Origin of the sequence: Streptomyces sp. NPDC053367 (assembly GCF_044545925.1) — a bacterium.
GTDB lineage: Bacteria > Actinomycetota > Actinomycetes > Streptomycetales > Streptomycetaceae > Streptomyces.
Genome location: NZ_JBITYN010000012.1, coordinates 23019 through 41784, shown reverse-complemented (window position 1 = coordinate 41784; position 18766 = coordinate 23019). Strand labels below are relative to the sequence as shown.

Here is an 18766-nt window from a genome sequence, read left to right as displayed (position 1 = left end):
TGTGAAGCGCTTCGACAGTGCGCAAGGTGAACAAGGGCGAGTGAGGGTGGTTCGACAGTAGCCCCAGCGGGAGTGGGTGTCCATAGCTAGTCGAAGCGCTTCGACAGCCGTTTTCCGTCCGTATCGGCTGAACGGCCGCGCGAGGACTGGTGGGGGCGTCCGCTTTCGGGTACGAACGATCCGGTAGCACCGATCGGTAACGCAAGGTCCCCTTGATCCCTCTTCGCGGCGAGGTGAGCCTCATGACCGCAGCAACGCCCCCACGCAACGTCACCGAGCGTGAGGCCCGCCAGGTCGCGGAGGCGGCCCGGGAACAGGACTGGCACAAGCCCAGCTTCGCCAAGGAACTGTTCCTCGGCCGCTTCCGCCTCGACCTCATCCACCCCCACCCGCTCCCCGCCGCCGAGGACGCCCAGCGCGGCGAGGAGTTCCTCGCCAAGCTCCGCGACTTCTGCGAGACCGAGATCGACCCGGAGGTCATCGAGCGCGACGCCCGCATCCCCGACGAGGTCGTCGACGGCCTCAAGGAGCTCGGCGCGCTCGGCATGAAGATCGACCCCAAGTACGGCGGCCTCGGCCTCACCCAGGTGTACTACAACAAGGCCCTCGCCCTGGTCGGCTCGGTCAGCCCGGCGGTCGGCGCGCTGCTCAGCGCCCACCAGTCCATCGGCGTGCCCCAGCCGCTGAAGATCTTCGGCACCCAGGAGCAGAAGGACGCCTTCCTGCCGCGCTGCGCCCGCACCGACATCTCCGCCTTCCTGCTCACCGAGCCGGACGTCGGCTCCGACCCGGCCCGGCTGGCCACGACGGCCGTGCCGGACGGCGACGAGTACGTCATCGACGGGGTGAAGCTCTGGACCACCAACGGTGTGATCGCCGACCTGCTCGTCGTCATGGCACGGGTGCCGAAGTCGGAGGGCCATCCCGGCGGCATCACCGCCTTCGTCGTGGAGTCCGCCTCCGAGGGCGTCACCGTCGAGAACCGCAACGCCTTCATGGGCCTGCGCGGCATCGAGAACGGCGTCACCCGCTTCCACCGGGTCCGGGTCCCCGCGGGCAACCGCATCGGCCCCGAGGGCGCCGGCCTCAAGATCGCCCTGACCACCCTCAACACCGGCCGTCTGTCGTTGCCCGCGATGTGTGCGGGCGCCGGCAAGTGGTGCCTGAAGATCGCCCGCGAGTGGTCCGGCGTCCGCGAGCAGTGGGGCAAGCCGGTCGCCCTGCACGAGGCCGTCGGTTCGAAGATCGCGTTCATCGCGGCGACCACCTTCGCCCTCGAAGCAGTCCTCGACCTGTCCTCCCAGATGGCCGACGAGGACCGCAACGACATCCGCATCGAGGCCGCCCTCGCCAAGCTCTACGGCTCCGAGATGGCCTGGCTGATGGCCGACGAACTCGTCCAGATCCGCGGCGGCCGCGGCTTCGAGACCGCCGCGTCGCTGCGCGCCCGCGGCGAGCGTGCCGTGCCCGCCGAGCAGATGCTGCGCGACCTGCGCATCAACCGCATCTTCGAGGGCTCCACCGAGATCATGCACCTGCTCATCGCCCGCGAGGCCGTCGACGCCCACCTGTCGGTGGCCGGCGACCTCATCGACCCCGACAAGTCCCTGTCCGACAAGGCGAGGGCGGGCGCGAGCGCGGGCGTCTTCTACGCCAAGTGGCTGCCGAAGCTGGTCGCCGGAGCGGGCCAGTTGCCCGTTTCCTACGGCGAGTTCCGCCACGAGGTCGACCTCTCCGGCCACCTCCGCTACGTCGAGCGCCACGCCCGCAAACTGGCCCGCTCCACCTTCTACGCCATGTCCCGCTGGCAGGGCCGCATGGAGACCAAGCAGGGCTTCCTCGGCCGGATCGTCGACATCGGCGCCGAACTGTTCGCCATGAGCGCCGCCTGCGTCCGCGCCGAGCTGCTGCGCGGCCAGGGCGACCACGGCCGCGAGGCCTACCAGCTCGCCGACACCTTCTGCCGCCAGGCCCGCCTGCGCGTCGACACCCTCTTCGACCGCCTGTGGACCAACACCGACGACATCGACCGCCAGGTCGTCAAGGGCGTCCTGTCGGGCACCTACACCTGGCTGGAGGAGGGCGTCCTCGACCCGTCCGACGACGGCCCATGGATCGCAGACGCCACCCCCGGCCCCCCGACCAGGGAAAACGTCCACCGCTCGATCCGCTGACCCGGCCGGCACGCTCGGGATGGAGGACTTCGGCCGGGTACCGCAGGAGGTCGTCGACGCCCGGTGGGAGAAGTTCCGGCGCGCCACTGCATGAGCACACGCGACACCACCCCGTGAACACATCCGGGGTCGGACTACGGGAAGAATGGGGGGCATGAGCGACAGCCCAGCCCCCCTTGCCGATCCGCATCTCGTGTACGACCCCGTCGTGGGAGACGGCCCCAAGGACGTGGTGATCCTCGGGTCCACCGGTTCGATCGGCACGCAGGCCATCGACCTCGTCCTGCGCAACCCCGACCGCTTCCGGGTGACCGCCCTGTCCGCCAACGGCGGCCGGGTGGCCCTGCTGGCCGAGCAGGCCCGCCGCCTGCGGGTGCGTACGGTCGCGGTGGCCCGCGAGGACGTCGTACCGGCGCTGCGCGAGGCGCTGGCCGCCGAGTACGGGGCGGGGGAGCCGCTGCCCGAGATCCTGGCGGGAGCCGAGGCGGCCACGCAGCTGGCCGCCTCCGACTGCCACACCGTCCTCAACGGCATCACCGGGTCCATCGGCCTCGCCCCGACCCTGGCCGCGCTGGAGGCGGGCCGCACCCTCGCGCTCGCCAACAAGGAGTCGCTCATCGTCGGCGGCCCGCTGGTCAAGGAGCGCGCCAAGCCCGGCCAGATCATCCCGGTCGACTCCGAGCACGCCGCGCTCTTCCAGGCCCTCGCCGCCGGCACCCGCGCAGACGTCCGCAAGCTCGTCGTCACCGCTTCCGGCGGCCCCTTCCGCGGCCGTACGAAGGAACAGCTCGCGCACGTCACCGTGGAGGACGCCCTCGCCCACCCCACCTGGGCGATGGGCCCGGTGATCACGATCAACTCCGCGACCCTCGTCAACAAGGGCCTGGAGGTCATCGAGGCACACCTGCTCTACGACATTCCCTTCGACCGCATTGAGGTCGTCGTCCACCCTCAGTCGTATGTTCACTCGATGGTGGAGTTCACGGACGGATCGACCCTGGCGCAGGCCACGCCCCCCGACATGCGCGGCCCCATCGCCATCGGCCTGGGCTGGCCGGAGCGCGTGCCCGACGCGGCGCCCGCCTTCGACTGGAGCACGGCCTCGACGTGGGAGTTCTTCCCGCTCGACGACGACGCCTTCCCGTCGGTGAACCTCGCCCGGCACGTGGGCGAGCTCGCGGGCACCGCCCCGGCGGTGTTCAATGCCGCCAACGAGGAGTGCGTGGAGACCTTCCGGGCCGGCGCGCTGCCCTTCAACGGGATCATGGAGACCGTCACCCGGGTCGTCGAGGAGCACGGCACCCCGAGCGCGGGAACTTCGCTGACCGTGTCGGACGTCCTCGAAGCGGAGACCTGGGCGCGCACCCGGGCCCGGGAACTGACGGCACAGACGGCGGAGGCCCGTGCATGACGACCCTGATGTTCATCCTCGGCATAGTGGTCTTCGCGGTCGGCCTGCTCTTCTCGATCGCGTGGCACGAGCTGGGCCACCTGTCCACGGCCAAACTGTTCGGCATCCGCGTGCCGCAGTACATGGTCGGCTTCGGCCCGACCATCTGGTCGCGGAAGAAGGGCGAGACCGAGTACGGCGTCAAGGCGATCCCGTTCGGCGGCTACATCCGCATGATCGGCATGTTCCCGCCCGGCGCCGACGGCAAGCTGGAGGCCCGCTCCACCTCGCCCTGGCGCGGCATGATCGAGGACGCCCGCTCGGCCGCCTTCGAGGAGCTGCGGCCGGGTGACGAGGACCGCCTCTTCTACACGCGCAAGCCGTGGAAGCGGGTCATCGTGATGTTCGCGGGCCCGTTCATGAACCTGGTCCTCGCCTTCGGCCTGTTCCTCTCGGTGCTGATGGGCTTCGGCATCCAGCAGCAGACCACCACCGTCAGCTCGGTCTCCCCGTGCGTCATCGCGCAGACGGAGAAGCGCGACGAGTGCAAGAAGTCCGATCCGGCCTCCCCGGCCGAGGCCGCGGGCATGAAGGCCGGCGACAAGATCGTCGCCTTCGACGGACACCGCACCGACGACTGGAACACCCTCTCCGACCTGATCCGCGACAGCGCCGGAAAGGAGGTGGCGATCGTCGTCGACCGCAAGGGGCAGGAGGTCACCCTGCACGCGAAGATCGCCACCAACCTGGTCACCAAGAAGGACTCCAGCGGCGCCTACGTCCAGGGCGAGTACATCAAGGCCGGCTTCCTCGGCTTCAGCGCCGCCGAAGGGGTCGAGACCCTGGGCTTCGGCGACTCCATGACCTGGATGGGGGACCGGGTCGGCGACGCGGTCGACTCCCTCGTCGCCCTGCCCTCGAAGATCCCGGCCCTGTGGGACGCCGCCTTCGGCGACGGACCGCGCGAGCAGGACTCCCCGATGGGCATCGTCGGTGCGGCCCGGGTCGGCGGCGAGATCGCCACCCTCGACATCCCGGCCTCCCAGCAGCTCGCCATGTTCGTGTTCCTGCTGGCCGGTTTCAACCTGTCGCTGTTCCTGTTCAACATGCTCCCGCTGCTGCCGCTGGACGGCGGCCATATCGCGGGCGCCCTGTGGGAGTCGCTGCGCCGGGGCACCGCCCGGGTGCTGCGCCGCCCGGACCCGGGCCCGTTCGACGTGGCGAAGCTGATGCCGGTCGCCTATGTGGTCGCCGGGATCTTCGTCTGCTTCACCGTCCTGGTGCTGATCGCGGACGTGGTCAACCCGGTGCGCATCTCCTAGCCACCGGTGGTTCACGGCGGCCGGGCACACTGTGTGCCCGGCCGCCCCCATCGGGTGTCTTTACCGGGCGGGATGTGAGCCTCCGGGGCCATGTGCCGTAATCTCGAAGCCTGGAGCCCGCCGCAGATACGGGTCCGGACCTTGATCCACGACTTGGGGTTGCACAGCAGATGACTGCGATTTCTCTCGGCATGCCGTCCGTTCCGACCAAGATCGCCGAGCGCCGCAAGAGCCGGCAGATCCAGGTCGGCTCCGTCGCGGTCGGCGGCGACGCCCCGGTCTCGGTCCAGTCCATGACGACGACCCGTACGTCCGACATCGGCGCCACCCTCCAGCAGATCGCCGAGCTGACCGCGTCCGGCTGCCAGATCGTCCGGGTCGCCTGCCCCACGCAGGACGACGCCGACGCGCTGCCGACCATCGCCCGCAAGTCCCAGATCCCGGTCATCGCCGACATCCACTTCCAGCCGAAGTACGTCTTCGCGGCGATCGAGGCGGGCTGCGCGGCGGTCCGGGTGAACCCCGGCAACATCAAGCAGTTCGACGACAAGGTCAAGGAGATCGCCAAGGCCGCCAAGGACCACGGCACTCCGATCCGCATCGGCGTCAACGCCGGCTCCCTCGACCGCCGCCTGCTCCAGAAGTACGGCAAGGCCACCCCGGAGGCCCTCGTCGAGTCCGCCCTGTGGGAGGCGTCCCTCTTCGAGGAGCACGACTTCCGCGACATCAAGATCTCGGTCAAGCACAACGACCCGGTCGTGATGATCGAGGCCTACCGCCAGCTCGCCGCCCAGTGCGACTACCCCCTGCACCTCGGCGTCACCGAGGCCGGCCCCGCCTTCCAGGGCACGATCAAGTCGGCCGTCGCCTTCGGCGCCCTGCTCTCCCAGGGCATCGGCGACACCATCCGCGTCTCCCTCTCCGCGCCGCCGGTCGAGGAGGTCAAGGTCGGCAACCAGATCCTGGAGTCCCTCAACCTCAAGCAGCGCGGCCTGGAGATCGTCTCCTGCCCGTCCTGCGGCCGCGCCCAGGTCGACGTCTACAAGCTCGCCGAAGAGGTCACCGCCGGCCTGACCGGCATGGAGGTCCCGCTCCGCGTCGCCGTCATGGGCTGCGTCGTCAACGGCCCCGGCGAGGCCCGCGAGGCCGACCTCGGCGTCGCCTCCGGCAACGGCAAGGGCCAGATCTTCGTCAAGGGCGAGGTCATCAAGACCGTCCCCGAGTCCAAGATCGTGGAGACCCTCATCGAGGAGGCGATGAAGATCGCCGAGCAGATGCAGGACGAGGGCGTCCCGTCCGGCGAGCCGTCGGTGTCGGTGGCCGGCTGAGCTTCCGGGATGCCCCGCAGGGTACGTACCCGAGGGGCGCGGGGAACCGCCCGACAAGCCACGACGCAGGGGAAAGCCGCCGACGCACAGCACCGGCCGAGCTGGAAGGCGCGCTGCACAAGCAGCGCAGCTATAGTGCGGAGACCAGCAGAACCCCACGATGAGGCCCGCACGTGTTGACCCAGACCACCTCCCGGGTCCTCGAACCGAGTGACCTGGACGCCGCACTCGCAGTCCTCGACAGAGAACCCGTGGCGAACGCCTTCGTGACCTCCCGGGTCCAGGTCGCCGGCCTGGACCCCTGGCGCCTGGGCGGCGAGATGTGGGGCTGGTACGAGGACGGCATGCTCACGTCGCTGTGCTACGCGGGCGCCAACCTCGTCCCCCTCTGCGCCACCCCGCGCGCGATCCGGGCCTTCGCCGACCGGGCGAGAAGGGCGGGCCGCCGCTGCTCCTCGATCGTCGGCCCGGCGGAGCAGACCGCCGAGCTGTGGCGGCTGCTCGAACCCCACTGGGGCCCGGCCCGCGACGTCCGCGCCCGCCAGCCCCTGATGGTCACCGACCGCATGCCGGCCGACATCACCCCGGACCCGTACGTCCGGCGCGTCCGCAAGGACGAGATGGAGACGATCATGCCGGCCTGCGTCGCCATGTTCACCGAGGAGGTCGGCGTCTCCCCGCTGGCCGGCGACGGCGGTCTGCTCTACCAGGCCCGCGTCGCCGAACTCGTCGGCACCGGCCGCTCCTTCGCCCGCCTGGACGACCACGGCAAGGTCGTGTTCAAGGCCGAGATCGGCGCCGCCACCGACCGCGCCTGCCAGATCCAGGGCGTCTGGGTGGCCCCCGAGTACCGCGGCAAGGGCCTGGCCGCACCGGGCATGGCAGCGGTCCTCGGCTACGCCCTGGCGGACGTGGCCCCCGTGGTCAGCCTCTACGTCAACGACTTCAACACGGCGGCCAGAAGGACGTACAAGAGGGTCGGCTTCGAAGAGGTCGGATCGTTCATGAGCGTGCTCTTCTAGCGCTGTAGGCTCCCGGCATGGACCTCGCCATCGGCCCCCTGGACCTCGCAGCCCACGTCGACGAGGCCCTCGCGGTCCAGGCGGTCGCCTTCGACCTGCACCCCGACGAGGTGGCGGTCCGCCGGCAGATCGTGCTGCGCCACATGACGTACCCGGGCGCGAGAGCGCTGGGCGCGACCAGCCGGGGCCAACTCGTGGGATTCGTCTACGGCATGCCCAACGACCGCACCCACTGGTGGTCCACCGTGGTGGAGCCCTACCTCCGCGCCGAGGGCAACGACACCTGGCTCGACGACTCCTTCGTCATCACCGAACTCCACGTCCACCCGGCGCACCAGAACCGCGGCATCGGCCGCACCCTGATCACCACGATCACCGACAGCGCGACCGAGCCCCGCTCCATCCTCTCGGCGATCGACACCGACAGCCCCGCCCGCGGCCTCTACCACTCCCTCGGCTACGTCGACCTGGCCCGCCGCGTCCACTTCCCGAGCGCGCCGAAGCCGTACGCCGTGATGGGCGCCCCCCTCCCGCTGCGCCGCCGCTAACCGATTTCCGCAGCCCCCCACCCCCCGGCTAACCTCCTAGCCATCACCCTTACCCGGCAGGAGTACGAGAACCATGGCCAACGCACCGGTCCAGCGCATGTCCCAGTTGATGGCGAAGACCCTGCGCGACGACCCGGCGGACGCCGAGGTCCTCAGCCACAAGCTCCTCGTCCGCGCCGGCTACGTCCGCCGCACGGCCGCCGGCATCTGGAGCTGGCTGCCGCTCGGCAAGAAGGTCCTCGCCAACGTCGAGCGCATCGTCCGCGAGGAGATGGACGCCATCGGCGCCCAGGAGGTCTCCCTGCCCGCGCTGCTGCCGCGTGAGCCGTACGAGGCGACCGGCCGCTGGGACGAGTACGGCGCCGAGCTGTTCCGTCTGAAGGACCGCAAGGGCGGCGACTACCTCCTCGGCCCGACCCACGAGGAGATCTTCACCCTGCTGGTGAAGGACCAGTGCTCGTCCTACAAGGACCTGCCGGTGATCCTGTACCAGATCCAGACGAAGTTCCGCGACGAGGCCCGCCCCCGGGCCGGCATCCTGCGCGGGCGAGAGTTCCTGATGAAGGACTCGTACTCCTTCGACCTGGAGGACGAGGGCCTGGCCAAGTCCTACGCCCTGCACCGCGAGGCCTACCAGCGCGTGTTCGAGCGCCTCGGCCTGGACTACCGCATCGTCGCCGCGACCGCCGGCGCGATGGGCGGCTCCAAGTCGGAGGAGTTCCTCGCCCCGGCCGAGGCCGGCGAGGACACCTTCGCCAACTGCCCGAACGGCGACTTCGCGGCGAACACCGAGGCGATCAGCTACGAGGTGAAGCCGGTCGACGGCTCGGCCGTGCCCGCCGCCGAGGACATCCCCACCCCGGACACCCCCACCATCGAGACCCTGGCCGCCTCCCTCGGCGTCCCCGCCTCCGCCACGCTGAAGAACCTCCTGGTGAAGGTCGACGGCGAGATCGTCGCCGTGGGCGTGCCCGGCGACCGCGAGGTCGACATGGACAAGGTCGAGGCCCATTTCGCGCCCGCCACCGTCGAGATGGTCACCGAGGCCGACTTCGCCGAGCGCCGCGACCTGGTCCGCGGCTACGTCGGCCCGCAGGGCCTGGACAAGGTGAAGTACATCGCCGACCCGCGCGTGGCCCCCGGCACCTCCTGGATCACCGGTGCCAACAAGGAGGGCATGCACGCGAAGAACGTCGTCGCGGGCCGTGACTTCGCGGTCGACGAGTACGTCGACGTCGTGGTCGTCCAGGACGGCGACCCCTGCCCGAAGTGCGGCACCGGCCTCAAGCTGGACCGCGCCATCGAGATCGGCCACATCTTCCAGCTGGGCCGCAAGTACGCCGACGCCCTCAAGCTGGACGTCCTCGGCCAGAACGGCAAGCCGGTCCGCGTCACCATGGGCTCCTACGGCATCGGCGTCTCCCGCGCGGTCGCCGCCCTCGCCGAGCAGACCGCCGACGACAAGGGCCTGTGCTGGCCCGCCGAGGTCGCCCCGGCCGACGTCCACGTCGTCGCCGCGGGCAAGGCCCTGCAGACCGAACTCGCCCTGGACGTCTCCGACAAGCTGGCCGCGGCCGGCCTGCGCGTCCTGGTCGACGACCGCGCCGGGGTGTCCCCGGGCGTGAAGTTCACCGACTCGGAGCTGATCGGCGTACCGAAGATCCTCGTCGCGGGCCGCCGCGCCGGCGAGGGCGTCGTCGAGCTCAAGGACCGCAGGACCGGTGAGCGCGAGGAGCTGACGGTCGAGGAGGCCGTGGCGCGCCTGACCGCGTAGGACACGGCGAAGGTGCGGGTCCCCCGGGGTTCTTCCCGGGCGGGGGACCCGCACCTTCGGCGTCTCACAGCCAGCTCGCGAACTCCAGCAGCAGCTCCGCGTCCTGGGGCCGCCCCACCCGGCGCGCCCGCACACCCGACTCCACGGCCCGGAACAGGGTCCAGCCCCGCAGCCGCTCCTGGTCCACGTCCAGCGACTCCGCGAGCCGCTTCACCCGGCGCCGGGTCGTCGCAGCGCCCGACGGGGTGGCGATCAGGTCCTCCACGCGGTCCCTGACCAGCCGGGCCAGGTCGAACGCGCACTCGCCGACCAGCGGGTCGGGCCCGACGGCCAGCCACGGCATCCGCTCGGCCGCGAGGACCTTGGACTGCCGGAACGTGCCGTGCAGCAGCAGGTGCTCCGGCGGCGCCGCCACCAGCTCCTCGCGCACCGCGAGCGCCGCGTCGACCAGCGGCACCAGCTCGGCGTCGGCGTCCGCGCTCGCCCGCATGGCCCGCGCCTGCCGCCCGGTCCGCTCGGCGACCGTCGCGAAGGCGTGCCCCTGCGGCGGCTCCACCCACAGCCTGCGCAGCGTCCCCGCCGCCTCCAGCAGCGCCTTCGCCTCGGGCAGCGACCGCACCGAGACGTCCGGATGCAGCCGCTCCAGCAGCAGCACCCCCTCCGTCCCTTCCTCGTCGAGCAGCTGTACGGTGCCCCGCCCGGCCCAGTGCGCCAGCGCGGCCCGCTCGCTCCCGGGCCGTGCCCGCGGCGGAGCCAGCTTCAGCACCGCGGGCGTCCCGTCGGCCCGCCGCACGAGCACCACCAGGCTGCTGCGGCCCCCGGGCACCTGGACCCGGTCCACGGTCAACTCGCGTAGCGCGACGGCCCGGTCGAGCGTCTCGGGGAGCCTCTCCAACCAGTCGTCACCGTCCGGCGCGCTCTCACCGAGCGCCCTGACCAGACGCCGCGGCGGTTCGAAAGCCATGCGCGAGTTGTCCTTTCCCGTGACCGTCACCCCGTAGGCGCGGCCGAGGTCCCGGAGGAGCGCTCGGCGAGCCCAGGGAAGGCTACGCTCCCGCCGCGCCAGCGCACCGCACGCACCGCGGCCTCCCGCAGCGCCCGCGCGGCAGCGGCCCGCCGCTCGCCGGCCGACGCCCGCACCAGGTCGGAGTAGACCCCGGCCACCCGCTCCTCCAGCTCGGCGGCGAGCCGCACCGCGGAGTCCGGGTCGCCCACCGGGAACGGCAGCACGTACCCGGCCGCCGCCGCGACCGGCTCCCCGCCCAGGTCCCGCACCTCACGCGCCAGGCCGTCGCGCCGGCTGCGATGGGCGTCGTAGGCCGTCCGTGCCTCGGCTCGGCGCCCCTCGGGGATCCGGGCGCCGACGACCCCGTAGCCGTAGACCACCGCGTGCTCGGCGGCCAGCGCCGCCTGGAGCGCGGTCAGCTCGGGCCCGGCCTTCTCGCTCATACGTCGCCCTCCGTCGGCTTCAGGGTCAGCAGGTACGCGTGCCCCGCACCGGCCGCGGCCACGGACGCCAGCAGCCGCGCCAGCTCCCCGGGCACCTCCAGCAAGGCCTCGGCCCGCCGGTCGGCGAGCTCCCGCTCGGCGGCGGCCAGCCCGGCGAGGGCGGCCTCGGGCGTGGCGGGAGCGGGTGCCGGCGCGGAGGGCCGAGGGGAGCGCCGTACGCCTCCGAAGGCGGCCACATGGCGTGCGGTCTCCTCCCTCAGCGGCCGGATCCGGCCGGCCAGCGCGGGGTGGGCCGCGAGCACGGCGTCGTACCGCTCGACCAGGGCGGCGCTGTCGGCGGCGGCACGCACGCGTGCCCGCTCCCCGGCGGCCGGAGCGCCCCCGGTGGCCGAGTCCCGGTCCTCGGAACCGGAACTGCAGCCGGCCACGAGCAGCCCACCGGCGGCCGAGGCGAACAGGGTCCTTCTTCGCACCCCCGAGGGGATACGCGGCGACGGGGAGAACGGCACGGCAGTGATCCTCGGGGAATTCGTACGAACAGTCGTGATCACGGTACCCGTGAACGAGCGGGACACGGGTAACCGGCTCAGCGCGGGTACCCCGGCCGGAAGGCACCCCGGCCGGCCGTGGACGGCAACACACCCCCGGACCGGATACCCTTTGACCTGACACGCGCCCCAACCCACAACAGCACACGCGGCCGAGGAGTCACCCGGATGAGCACCACCCAGAGCGAGAGGCTGCGAGAACTTCTGGAGCCGCTCGTCACCTCCCAAGGCCTCGATCTGGAAGAGATCGCCGTCGACTCGGTCGGCCGCAAGCGTGTGCTGCGCGTGGTCGTGGACTCCGACGAGGGTGCCGACCTCGACGCGATCGCCGATGTGAGCCGTGCGCTCTCGGCGAAGCTCGACGAGACCGACGCGATGGGTGACGCGGCCTACGACCTGGAGGTCGGAACCCCCGGCGCGGAGCGCCTCCTCACCGAGCACCGGCACTTCGTGCGCGCCGTCGACCGGCTCGTGAAGTTCCAGCTGACCGAGGGCGGCGAGCTGATCGCCAGGATCCTCGGCGTCGACGAGGACGGTCTGGACGTCGAGGTCCCCGGTGTGAAGGGCCGCAAGGCCACCAGCCGCCGGCTCGGCTTCTCCGAGTTCGACAGGGCGCGGGTGCAGGTCGAGTTCAACCGCAAGGACAAGAAGGACATGAAGGAAGAGGAGGAGGCGTAGCCGTGGACATCGACATGAGCGCCCTGCGGGGCTTGGTCAGGGAGAAGGAGATCTCCTTCGACCTGCTGGTCGAGGCGATCGAGTCGGCCCTCCTCATCGCCTACCACCGCACCGAGGGAAGCCGCCGACACGCGCGCGTGGAGCTCAACCGGGAGACCGGGCATGTGACCGTGTGGGCGAAGGAGGACCCCGAGGACCTCGAGCCGGGCCAGGAGGCCCGCGAGTTCGACGACACCCCGTCCGGGTTCGGCCGTATCGCCGCCACCACCGCCAAGCAGGTGATCCTGCAGCGGCTGCGCGACGCCGAGGACGACGCGACGCTCGGCGAGTACGCCGGCCGCGAGGGCGACATCGTCACCGGTGTGGTCCAGCAGGGCCGCGACCCGAAGAACGTGCTCGTCGACATCGGCAAGCTCGAGGCGATCCTGCCGGTGCAGGAGCAGGTGCCGGGCGAGACGTACCCGCACGGCATGCGCCTGCGGTCGTACGTCGTCCGGGTGGCGAAGGGGGTGCGCGGTCCGTCCGTCACCCTTTCGCGCACGCACCCCAATCTGGTGAAGAAGCTCTTCGCCCTGGAGGTGCCGGAGATCGCCGACGGCTCGGTGGAGATCGCCGCCATCGCGCGTGAGGCCGGTCACCGCACCAAGATCGCCGTACGGTCCACCCGTTCGGGCCTGAACGCCAAGGGCGCCTGCATCGGCCCCATGGGCGGCCGGGTGCGCAATGTCATGGGCGAGCTGAACGGCGAGAAGATCGACATCGTCGACTGGTCGGACGACCCCGCGGAGATGGTGGCCAACGCGCTGTCCCCGGCCCGGGTCTCCAAGGTCGAGGTCGTGGACATGGCGGCCCGCTCCGCGCGGGTGACCGTGCCGGACTACCAGCTGTCGCTGGCCATCGGCAAGGAGGGCCAGAACGCCCGGCTCGCCGCCCGGCTGACCGGCTGGCGGATCGACATCCGCCCCGACACCGAGCAGCCCGGGGAATAGATCCCAGCCGTACGCCGCTGAGATCACGACAACAACCGTTCGATTCTTGCCCCAAAAGGGTGAGGTCGGCACGGGGAGGTAGACTTAACTGTGTCTGGCCGGACGCACGCCCGATCATGCCCTGAACGCACCTGTGTGGGGTGCCGGGAGCGAACGGCCAAGACCGGTCTGCTGCGCATCGTGGCGATCGAGGGCGAGTGCGTCCCTGATCCACGCGGTACGCTGCCCGGCCGGGGTGCGTATGTGCACCCCGCCCTCGTCTGTCTCGACCAGGCGGTCCGCCGCCGGGCGTTCACGCGGGCACTGCGCGCCCCGGGAGCGCTCGACACAAAGGCGTTGCGCCGATACGTCGAGCAGTCGACAGTTGCCGAGGAGGCAACACCGTAAGAAGCGCCGTACGGAACCCCCCGTGCGGTCTGGTACCTCGCGAGTCGAAAGCAGGTCGAGATTGCGATGAGCACTCGATGAGTACGCGATGAGTACGCCCATGAACTAGCGACGGTCCGGCCGCAACCCGGACCTCAAAGGAGCGAAGTGGCTAAGGTCCGGGTATACGAACTCGCCAAGGAGTTCGGTGTGGAGAGCAAGGTCGTCATGGCCAAGCTCCAGGAACTCGGTGAATTCGTCCGATCGGCATCCTCGACGATCGAGGCGCCTGTTGTACGCAAACTGACTGACGCCTTCCAGGGTGGTGGCAGCGGCAAGTCCGCCAAGCCCGCCGCCCCGAGGAAGGCAGCCCCCAAGCCCGCCCCCGCGCCGTCCCCGGCGCAGGCGGCACGTCCGGCTGCTCCGCGGCCGGCCGCCCCCAGGCCCGCGGCCCAGGCGCCCGCCGCCCCGGCGGCCCCGGCCGCCTCCGCGCCGGCCACCCCCGGCCCGCGTCCGACGCCGGGCCCGAAGCCCGCGCCGCGTCCGGCCCCGGCGGCCCCGGAGTTCACCGCTCCGCCGTCCGCCCCGGCCCCCGCCGCACAGGCCCCGGCCGCCGACCAGGCTCCGCGCCCCGCGGCCCGTCCCGGCGCCCCGAAGCCCGGCGGCCGTCCGGCTCCCGGTCAGGGCCAGGCGTCCCGTCCGGGTCAGGGCGACCGCCGTCCCGGCGGCCAGGCCCCGCGTCCCGGCGGTGCCCGTCCGGCCGGTCCGCGCCCGGGCAACAACCCCTTCACCTCCGGCGGCAACGCCGGTATGGCCCGCCCGCAGGCTCCGCGCCCGCAGGGTGCCCCGCGTCCCGGCGGCCCCGGTGCCCCCGGCGGCGCCGGTCCCCGTCCGCAGGCGCCCGGCGCCCAGGGCGGCGGTCCGCGTCCGCAGGCTCCGGGCGGTTCCCGTCCGACGCCGGGCTCGATGCCCCGTCCGCAGGGCGGTCCCCGTCCCGGCGGCGGTCCCGGCGGCCCGCGTCCCAACCCCGGCATGATGCCGCAGCGTCCCGCTGCGGGCCCGCGTCCCGGCGGCGGCCCCGGTGGCCGTGGTCCCGGTGGCGGCGGTCGTCCCGGTGGCGGTGGCGGCGGTCGTCCGGGCGGCGGCGGCTTCGCCGGCCGTCCGGGTGGCGGTGGCGGCGGCTTCGCCGGCCGTCCTGCCGGTCCCGGTGGCGGTGGCGGCGGCTTCGGCGGCCGTCCCGGTGGTCCCGGCGGTGGCGGCGGTGGCCGTCCCGGCTTCGGCGGTCGTCCCGGTGGTCCGGGTGGCCGTGGTGGCACGCAGGGCGCCTTCGGCCGTCCCGGTGGTCCCGCGCGTCGCGGTCGCAAGTCGAAGCGGCAGAGGCGCCAGGAGTACGAGGCCATGCAGGCCCCGAGCGTCGGCGGCGTGATGCTGCCGCGCGGCAACGGCGAGACCATCCGTCTCTCCCGCGGCGCGTCGCTCACCGACTTCGCGGAGAAGATCAACGCCAACCCGGCGTCGCTCGTCGCGGTCATGATGAACCTCGGCGAGATGGTCACCGCGACCCAGTCCGTCTCCGACGAGACCCTCCAGCTCCTCGCCGGCGAGATGAACTACGAGGTTCAGATCGTCAGCCCGGAGGAGGAGGACCGCGAGCTGCTCGAGTCCTTCGACATCGAGTTCGGCGAGGACGAGGGCGACGAGGAGGACCTGGTGGTCCGCCCGCCGGTCGTCACCGTCATGGGTCACGTCGACCACGGTAAGACCCGACTGCTCGACGCCATCCGCAAGACGAACGTCATCGCGGGCGAGGCCGGCGGCATCACCCAGCACATCGGTGCCTACCAGGTCGCGACCGAGGTCAACGACGAAGAGCGCAAGATCACCTTCATCGACACCCCGGGTCACGAGGCGTTCACCGCCATGCGTGCCCGTGGTGCGAAGTCGACCGACATCGCGATCCTGGTCGTCGCGGCCAACGACGGCGTCATGCCGCAGACGGTCGAGGCGCTCAACCACGCCAAGGCGGCCGACGTGCCGATCGTCGTCGCGGTCAACAAGATCGACGTCGAGGGCGCCGACCCGACCAAGGTGCGCGGTCAGCTGACCGAGTACGGCCTGGTGGCCGAGGAGTACGGCGGCGACACCATGTTCGTCGACATCTCCGCCAAGCAGGGTCTGCACATCGACTCGCTGCTGGAGGCCGTGATCCTCACGGCCGACGCCTCGCTCGACCTGCGGGCCAACCCGAACCAGGACGCGCAGGGCATCTCGATCGAGTCCCGCCTCGACCGCGGCCGCGGTGCCGTGGCGACGGTCCTCGTCCAGCGAGGCACCCTGCGGGTCGGCGACACGATGGTCGTGGGCGACGCCTACGGTCGCGTCCGCGCCATGCTCGACGACAACGGCAACAACGTCGCCGAGGCCGGCCCGTCGACGCCGGTCCAGGTCCTGGGCCTGACCAACGTCCCGGGTGCGGGCGACAACTTCCTGGTGGTCGACGAGGACCGTACGGCCCGTCAGATCGCCGAGAAGCGCGCCGCCCGCGAGCGCAACGCGGCCTTCGCCAAGCGCACGCGCCGTGTCTCGCTGGAGGACCTGGACAAGGTCCTGAAGGCCGGCGAGGTCCAGCAGCTGAACCTGATCATCAAGGGTGACGCCTCCGGTTCGGTCGAGGCCCTCGAGTCCTCGCTGCTCCAGCTGGACGTCGGCGAAGAGGTCGACATCCGCGTCCTGCACCGTGGTGTCGGTGCGGTCACGGAGTCCGACATCGACCTGGCGATGGGCTCCGACGCCATCGTGATCGGCTTCAACGTCCGCGCGGCCGGCCGCGCGGCGCAGATGGCCGAGCGCGAGGGTGTGGACGTCCGCTACTACTCGGTCATCTACCAGGCGATCGAGGAGATCGAGGCGGCCCTCAAGGGCATGCTCAAGCCGGAGTACGAAGAGGTCGAGCTCGGTACGGCGGAGATCCGCGAGGTCTTCAAGTCGTCCAAGCTGGGCAACATCGCCGGTGTGCTCATCCGGTCGGGCGAGGTCAAGCGCAACACCAAGGCGCGCCTCATCCGCGACGGCAAGGTCGTCGCGGAGAACCTCAACATCGAGGGCCTGCGTCGCTTCAAGGACGACGTCACCGAGATCCGCGAGGGCTACGAGGGTGGTATCAACCTCGGAAACTTCAACGACATCAAGGTCGACGACGTCATCGCGACGTACGAGATGCGCGAGAAGCCGCGCGCGTGACCTGACACGCGACCGGGGCCGGTCGGCGGGAGTTATTTCCGTCGATCGGCCCCGGCCGTTGCGTGTACGGTTCCCGTATCGGCGCCGGCACTCTCAGCCCGGCGCCCGTACCCCGAACCGGCGGGACATCCGGGCACACATGTATGTGGGGACTCTGTCCTTCGATCTGCTCCTCGGCGACGTCCACTCGCTCAAGGAGAAGCGCTCCCTGGTCCGTCCGATCGTCGCCGAACTCCAGCGCAAGTACGGAGTGAGCGCGGCGGAGACGGGCCACCAGGACCTCCACCGCAGGGCCGAGATCGGGCTGGCGCTCGTCTCGGGGGACACCGGGCACCTCAGCGACGTACTGGACCGCTGCGAGCGGCTGGTCGCCGGGCGGCCCGAGGTGGAGCTGCTCTCGGTTCGACGCAGGCTCCACAGCGACGAAGACTGAAGCAAGAAGCAAGAAACTCTTAAGGAGACGGACCAGTGGCCGACAACGCGCGGGCTAAAAGGCTGGCGGACCTCATCCGAGAGGTGGTGGCCCAGAAGCTGCAGCGCGGGATCAAGGACCCGCGGCTCGGCTCGCACGTCACCATCACGGACACCCGGGTCACCGGGGATCTGCGGGAGGCGACCGTCTTCTACACCGTGTACGGGGACGAGGAGGAGCGCAAGGCGGCGGCCGCCGGCCTGGAGAGCGCCAAGGGCGTGCTCCGCAGCGCGGTCGGTGCTGCGGCGGGCGTGAAGTTCACCCCGACGCTGACGTTCGTCGCCGACGCCCTGCCCGACACCGCCAAGACCATCGAGGACCTCCTCGACAAGGCGCGGCAGTCCGACGCGAAGGTGCGCGAGGTCTCGGCCGGCGCCCGGTACGCCGGTGAGGCGGACCCGTACAAGAAGCCGGACGACGACGCCGCCGAAGAGACGGACGACGCCGCCGAATGACCCAGAAGCACACCACGCCCGACGGCCTCGTCATCGTCGACAAGCCGTCGGGCTTCACTTCGCACGACGTCGTCGCCAAGATGCGCGGCATCGCCCGCACCCGCCGCGTCGGCCACGCCGGCACGCTCGACCCCATGGCCACGGGCGTCCTCGTCCTCGGCGTGGAGCGCGCCACCAAGCTCCTCGGGCACCTCGCGCTGACCGAGAAGGAGTACCTGGGCACCGTCCGGCTGGGCCAGACGACCGTCACGGACGACGCCGAGGGCGAGATCACGGGGTCGGCCGACGCCTCGAAGGTCACCCGGGAGGCCGTCGACGCGGGCATCGCCAAGCTCACCGGCGACATCATGCAGGTGCCGTCCAAGGTCAGCGCCATCAAGATCGACGGCGTGCGCTCCTACAAGCGGGCGCGCGAGGGCGAGGACTTCGAGATCCCCGCCCGCCCGGTCACCGTCTCGTCCTTCACGGTGTACGACGTCCGCGACGCGGTCGCCGAGGACGGCACGCCCGTCCTGGACCTGGTGGTGTCGGTGACCTGCTCCTCCGGCACCTACATCCGGGCCCTCGCCCGCGACCTGGGTGCCGACCTCGGCGTCGGCGGCCACCTCACCGCCCTGCGCCGCACCCGGGTGGGGCCGTACAAGCTGGACGCGGCGAAGACGCTGGACCAGCTCCAGCAGGAGCTGACGGTGATGCCCATCGCCGAGGCCGCCACGGCGGCGTTCCCCCGCTGGGACATCGACACCAGGCGGGCCCGGCTGCTCGTCAACGGCGTACGCCTGGAGATGCCGGACGAGTACGCGGGCGCCGGGGCCGTCGCCGTGTTCGACCCCGAGGGGCGGTTCCTGGCGCTCGTGGAGGCGCACAAGGGCAAGGCGAAGAGCCTGGCGGTCTTCGGCTGACACCGGTTCGGTGTCCGCCCGTGGAGCGGCGGTCACGGGGCGTCCTCCGAACGCCGCTCCACGGTCCCCCTCGGTTCCCCCACCCCAAGGGTCTATCCAGCCGGCCCCG

Annotated in this window: 17 protein-coding genes; 14 read left to right on the top strand and 3 right to left on the bottom strand. The window is 71.5% G+C overall.

The genetic code is table 11. From position 1 onward, the window contains the following. The first annotated feature begins 242 nt into the window (after positions 1-242). From ACIGXJ_RS30365 to ACIGXJ_RS30335, 7 genes are all read left to right on the top strand, one after another. Positions 243-2174: an acyl-CoA dehydrogenase family protein gene (locus ACIGXJ_RS30365; protein WP_399652063.1), complete on the top strand. Its 1932-nt coding sequence runs from the start codon at positions 243-245 to the stop codon at positions 2172-2174. Positions 2175-2328: 154 nt separating this feature from the next. Then, positions 2329-3585 carry a 1-deoxy-D-xylulose-5-phosphate reductoisomerase gene (gene dxr, locus ACIGXJ_RS30360; RefSeq protein WP_399652060.1) on the top strand — a complete coding sequence of 419 codons (1257 nt, stop codon included), beginning with the start codon at positions 2329-2331 and terminating at the stop codon, positions 3583-3585. 8 nt (positions 3586-3593) lie between these two features. Further along, on the top strand, positions 3594-4886 hold the full coding sequence (locus tag ACIGXJ_RS30355; RefSeq protein ID WP_399652606.1) for a M50 family metallopeptidase: 1293 nt from the start codon (positions 3594-3596) through the stop codon (positions 4884-4886). 170 nt (positions 4887-5056) lie between these two features. Then, positions 5057-6214 (top strand): flavodoxin-dependent (E)-4-hydroxy-3-methylbut-2-enyl-diphosphate synthase, encoded by a 1158-nt coding sequence (ispG, locus tag ACIGXJ_RS30350; RefSeq protein WP_399652057.1) that lies wholly within the window; start codon positions 5057-5059, stop codon positions 6212-6214. Positions 6215-6387: 173 nt separating this feature from the next. Continuing rightward, positions 6388-7236, top strand: coding sequence for a GNAT family N-acetyltransferase (locus ACIGXJ_RS30345; protein WP_399652055.1), 849 nt, complete (start codon positions 6388-6390; stop codon positions 7234-7236). A gap of 17 nt (positions 7237-7253) precedes the next feature. After that, on the top strand, positions 7254-7784 hold the full coding sequence (locus ACIGXJ_RS30340; RefSeq protein WP_399652053.1) for a GNAT family N-acetyltransferase: 531 nt from the start codon (positions 7254-7256) through the stop codon (positions 7782-7784). Positions 7785-7857: 73 nt separating this feature from the next. Then, positions 7858-9558, top strand: a complete 1701-nt coding sequence (locus tag ACIGXJ_RS30335) for a proline--tRNA ligase (RefSeq protein WP_399652050.1) — start codon at positions 7858-7860, stop codon at positions 9556-9558. Positions 9559-9622: 64 nt separating this feature from the next. Here the strand turns inward: ACIGXJ_RS30335 and ACIGXJ_RS30330 are convergent, their stop codons facing one another. The 3 genes from ACIGXJ_RS30330 to ACIGXJ_RS30320 are packed head-to-tail and all read right to left on the bottom strand — an operon-like array spanning position 9623 to position 11516. After that, on the bottom strand, positions 9623-10522 hold the full coding sequence (locus ACIGXJ_RS30330; RefSeq protein ID WP_399652047.1) for an aminoglycoside phosphotransferase family protein: 900 nt from the start codon (positions 10520-10522) through the stop codon (positions 9623-9625). A 26-nt stretch (positions 10523-10548) separates the two neighbouring features. Next, on the bottom strand, positions 10549-11007 hold the full coding sequence (locus tag ACIGXJ_RS30325; RefSeq protein WP_399652044.1) for a ferritin-like domain-containing protein: 459 nt from the start codon (positions 11005-11007) through the stop codon (positions 10549-10551). Further along, positions 11004-11516: a hypothetical protein gene (locus tag ACIGXJ_RS30320; protein ID WP_399652042.1), complete on the bottom strand. Its 513-nt coding sequence runs from the start codon at positions 11514-11516 to the stop codon at positions 11004-11006. Before ACIGXJ_RS30320 ends, ACIGXJ_RS30325 begins: the two co-directional genes overlap by 4 nt. A gap of 207 nt (positions 11517-11723) precedes the next feature. Here ACIGXJ_RS30320 and rimP point away from each other — a divergent pair, with 207 nt between their 5' ends. The 7 genes from rimP to truB all read left to right on the top strand — a co-directional run bounded on the left by rimP (position 11724) and on the right by truB (position 18657). Continuing rightward, entirely contained in the window at positions 11724-12233 is a 510-nt protein-coding gene (gene rimP / locus ACIGXJ_RS30315) for a ribosome maturation factor RimP (RefSeq protein ID WP_399652039.1), read from the top strand. Positions 12234-12235: 2 nt separating this feature from the next. Then, complete coding sequence (gene nusA, locus ACIGXJ_RS30310; protein WP_399652037.1) at positions 12236-13222, top strand: transcription termination factor NusA; 987 nt, start codon at positions 12236-12238, stop codon at positions 13220-13222. A 90-nt stretch (positions 13223-13312) separates the two neighbouring features. After that, a complete protein-coding gene (locus ACIGXJ_RS30305) occupies positions 13313-13609 on the top strand; it encodes a YlxR family protein (protein WP_399652034.1) in 297 nt (98 codons plus the stop codon). Positions 13610-13756: 147 nt separating this feature from the next. After that, positions 13757-16828 carry a translation initiation factor IF-2 gene (infB, locus tag ACIGXJ_RS30300; RefSeq protein ID WP_399652031.1) on the top strand — a complete coding sequence of 1024 codons (3072 nt, stop codon included), beginning with the start codon at positions 13757-13759 and terminating at the stop codon, positions 16826-16828. 139 nt (positions 16829-16967) lie between these two features. Then, on the top strand, positions 16968-17261 hold the full coding sequence (locus ACIGXJ_RS30295; RefSeq protein ID WP_399652029.1) for a DUF503 domain-containing protein: 294 nt from the start codon (positions 16968-16970) through the stop codon (positions 17259-17261). A 35-nt stretch (positions 17262-17296) separates the two neighbouring features. Beyond that, the gene (rbfA, locus tag ACIGXJ_RS30290) at positions 17297-17755 is read left to right on the top strand and encodes a 30S ribosome-binding factor RbfA (protein WP_399652026.1); all 459 of its coding nucleotides are present in this window, start codon (positions 17297-17299) and stop codon (positions 17753-17755) included. Continuing rightward, positions 17752-18657, top strand: a complete 906-nt coding sequence (gene truB / locus ACIGXJ_RS30285; RefSeq protein ID WP_399652023.1) for a tRNA pseudouridine(55) synthase TruB — start codon at positions 17752-17754, stop codon at positions 18655-18657. The genes rbfA and truB overlap by 4 nt, the downstream gene beginning before the upstream one ends. Positions 18658-18766: the final 109 nt, after the last annotated feature.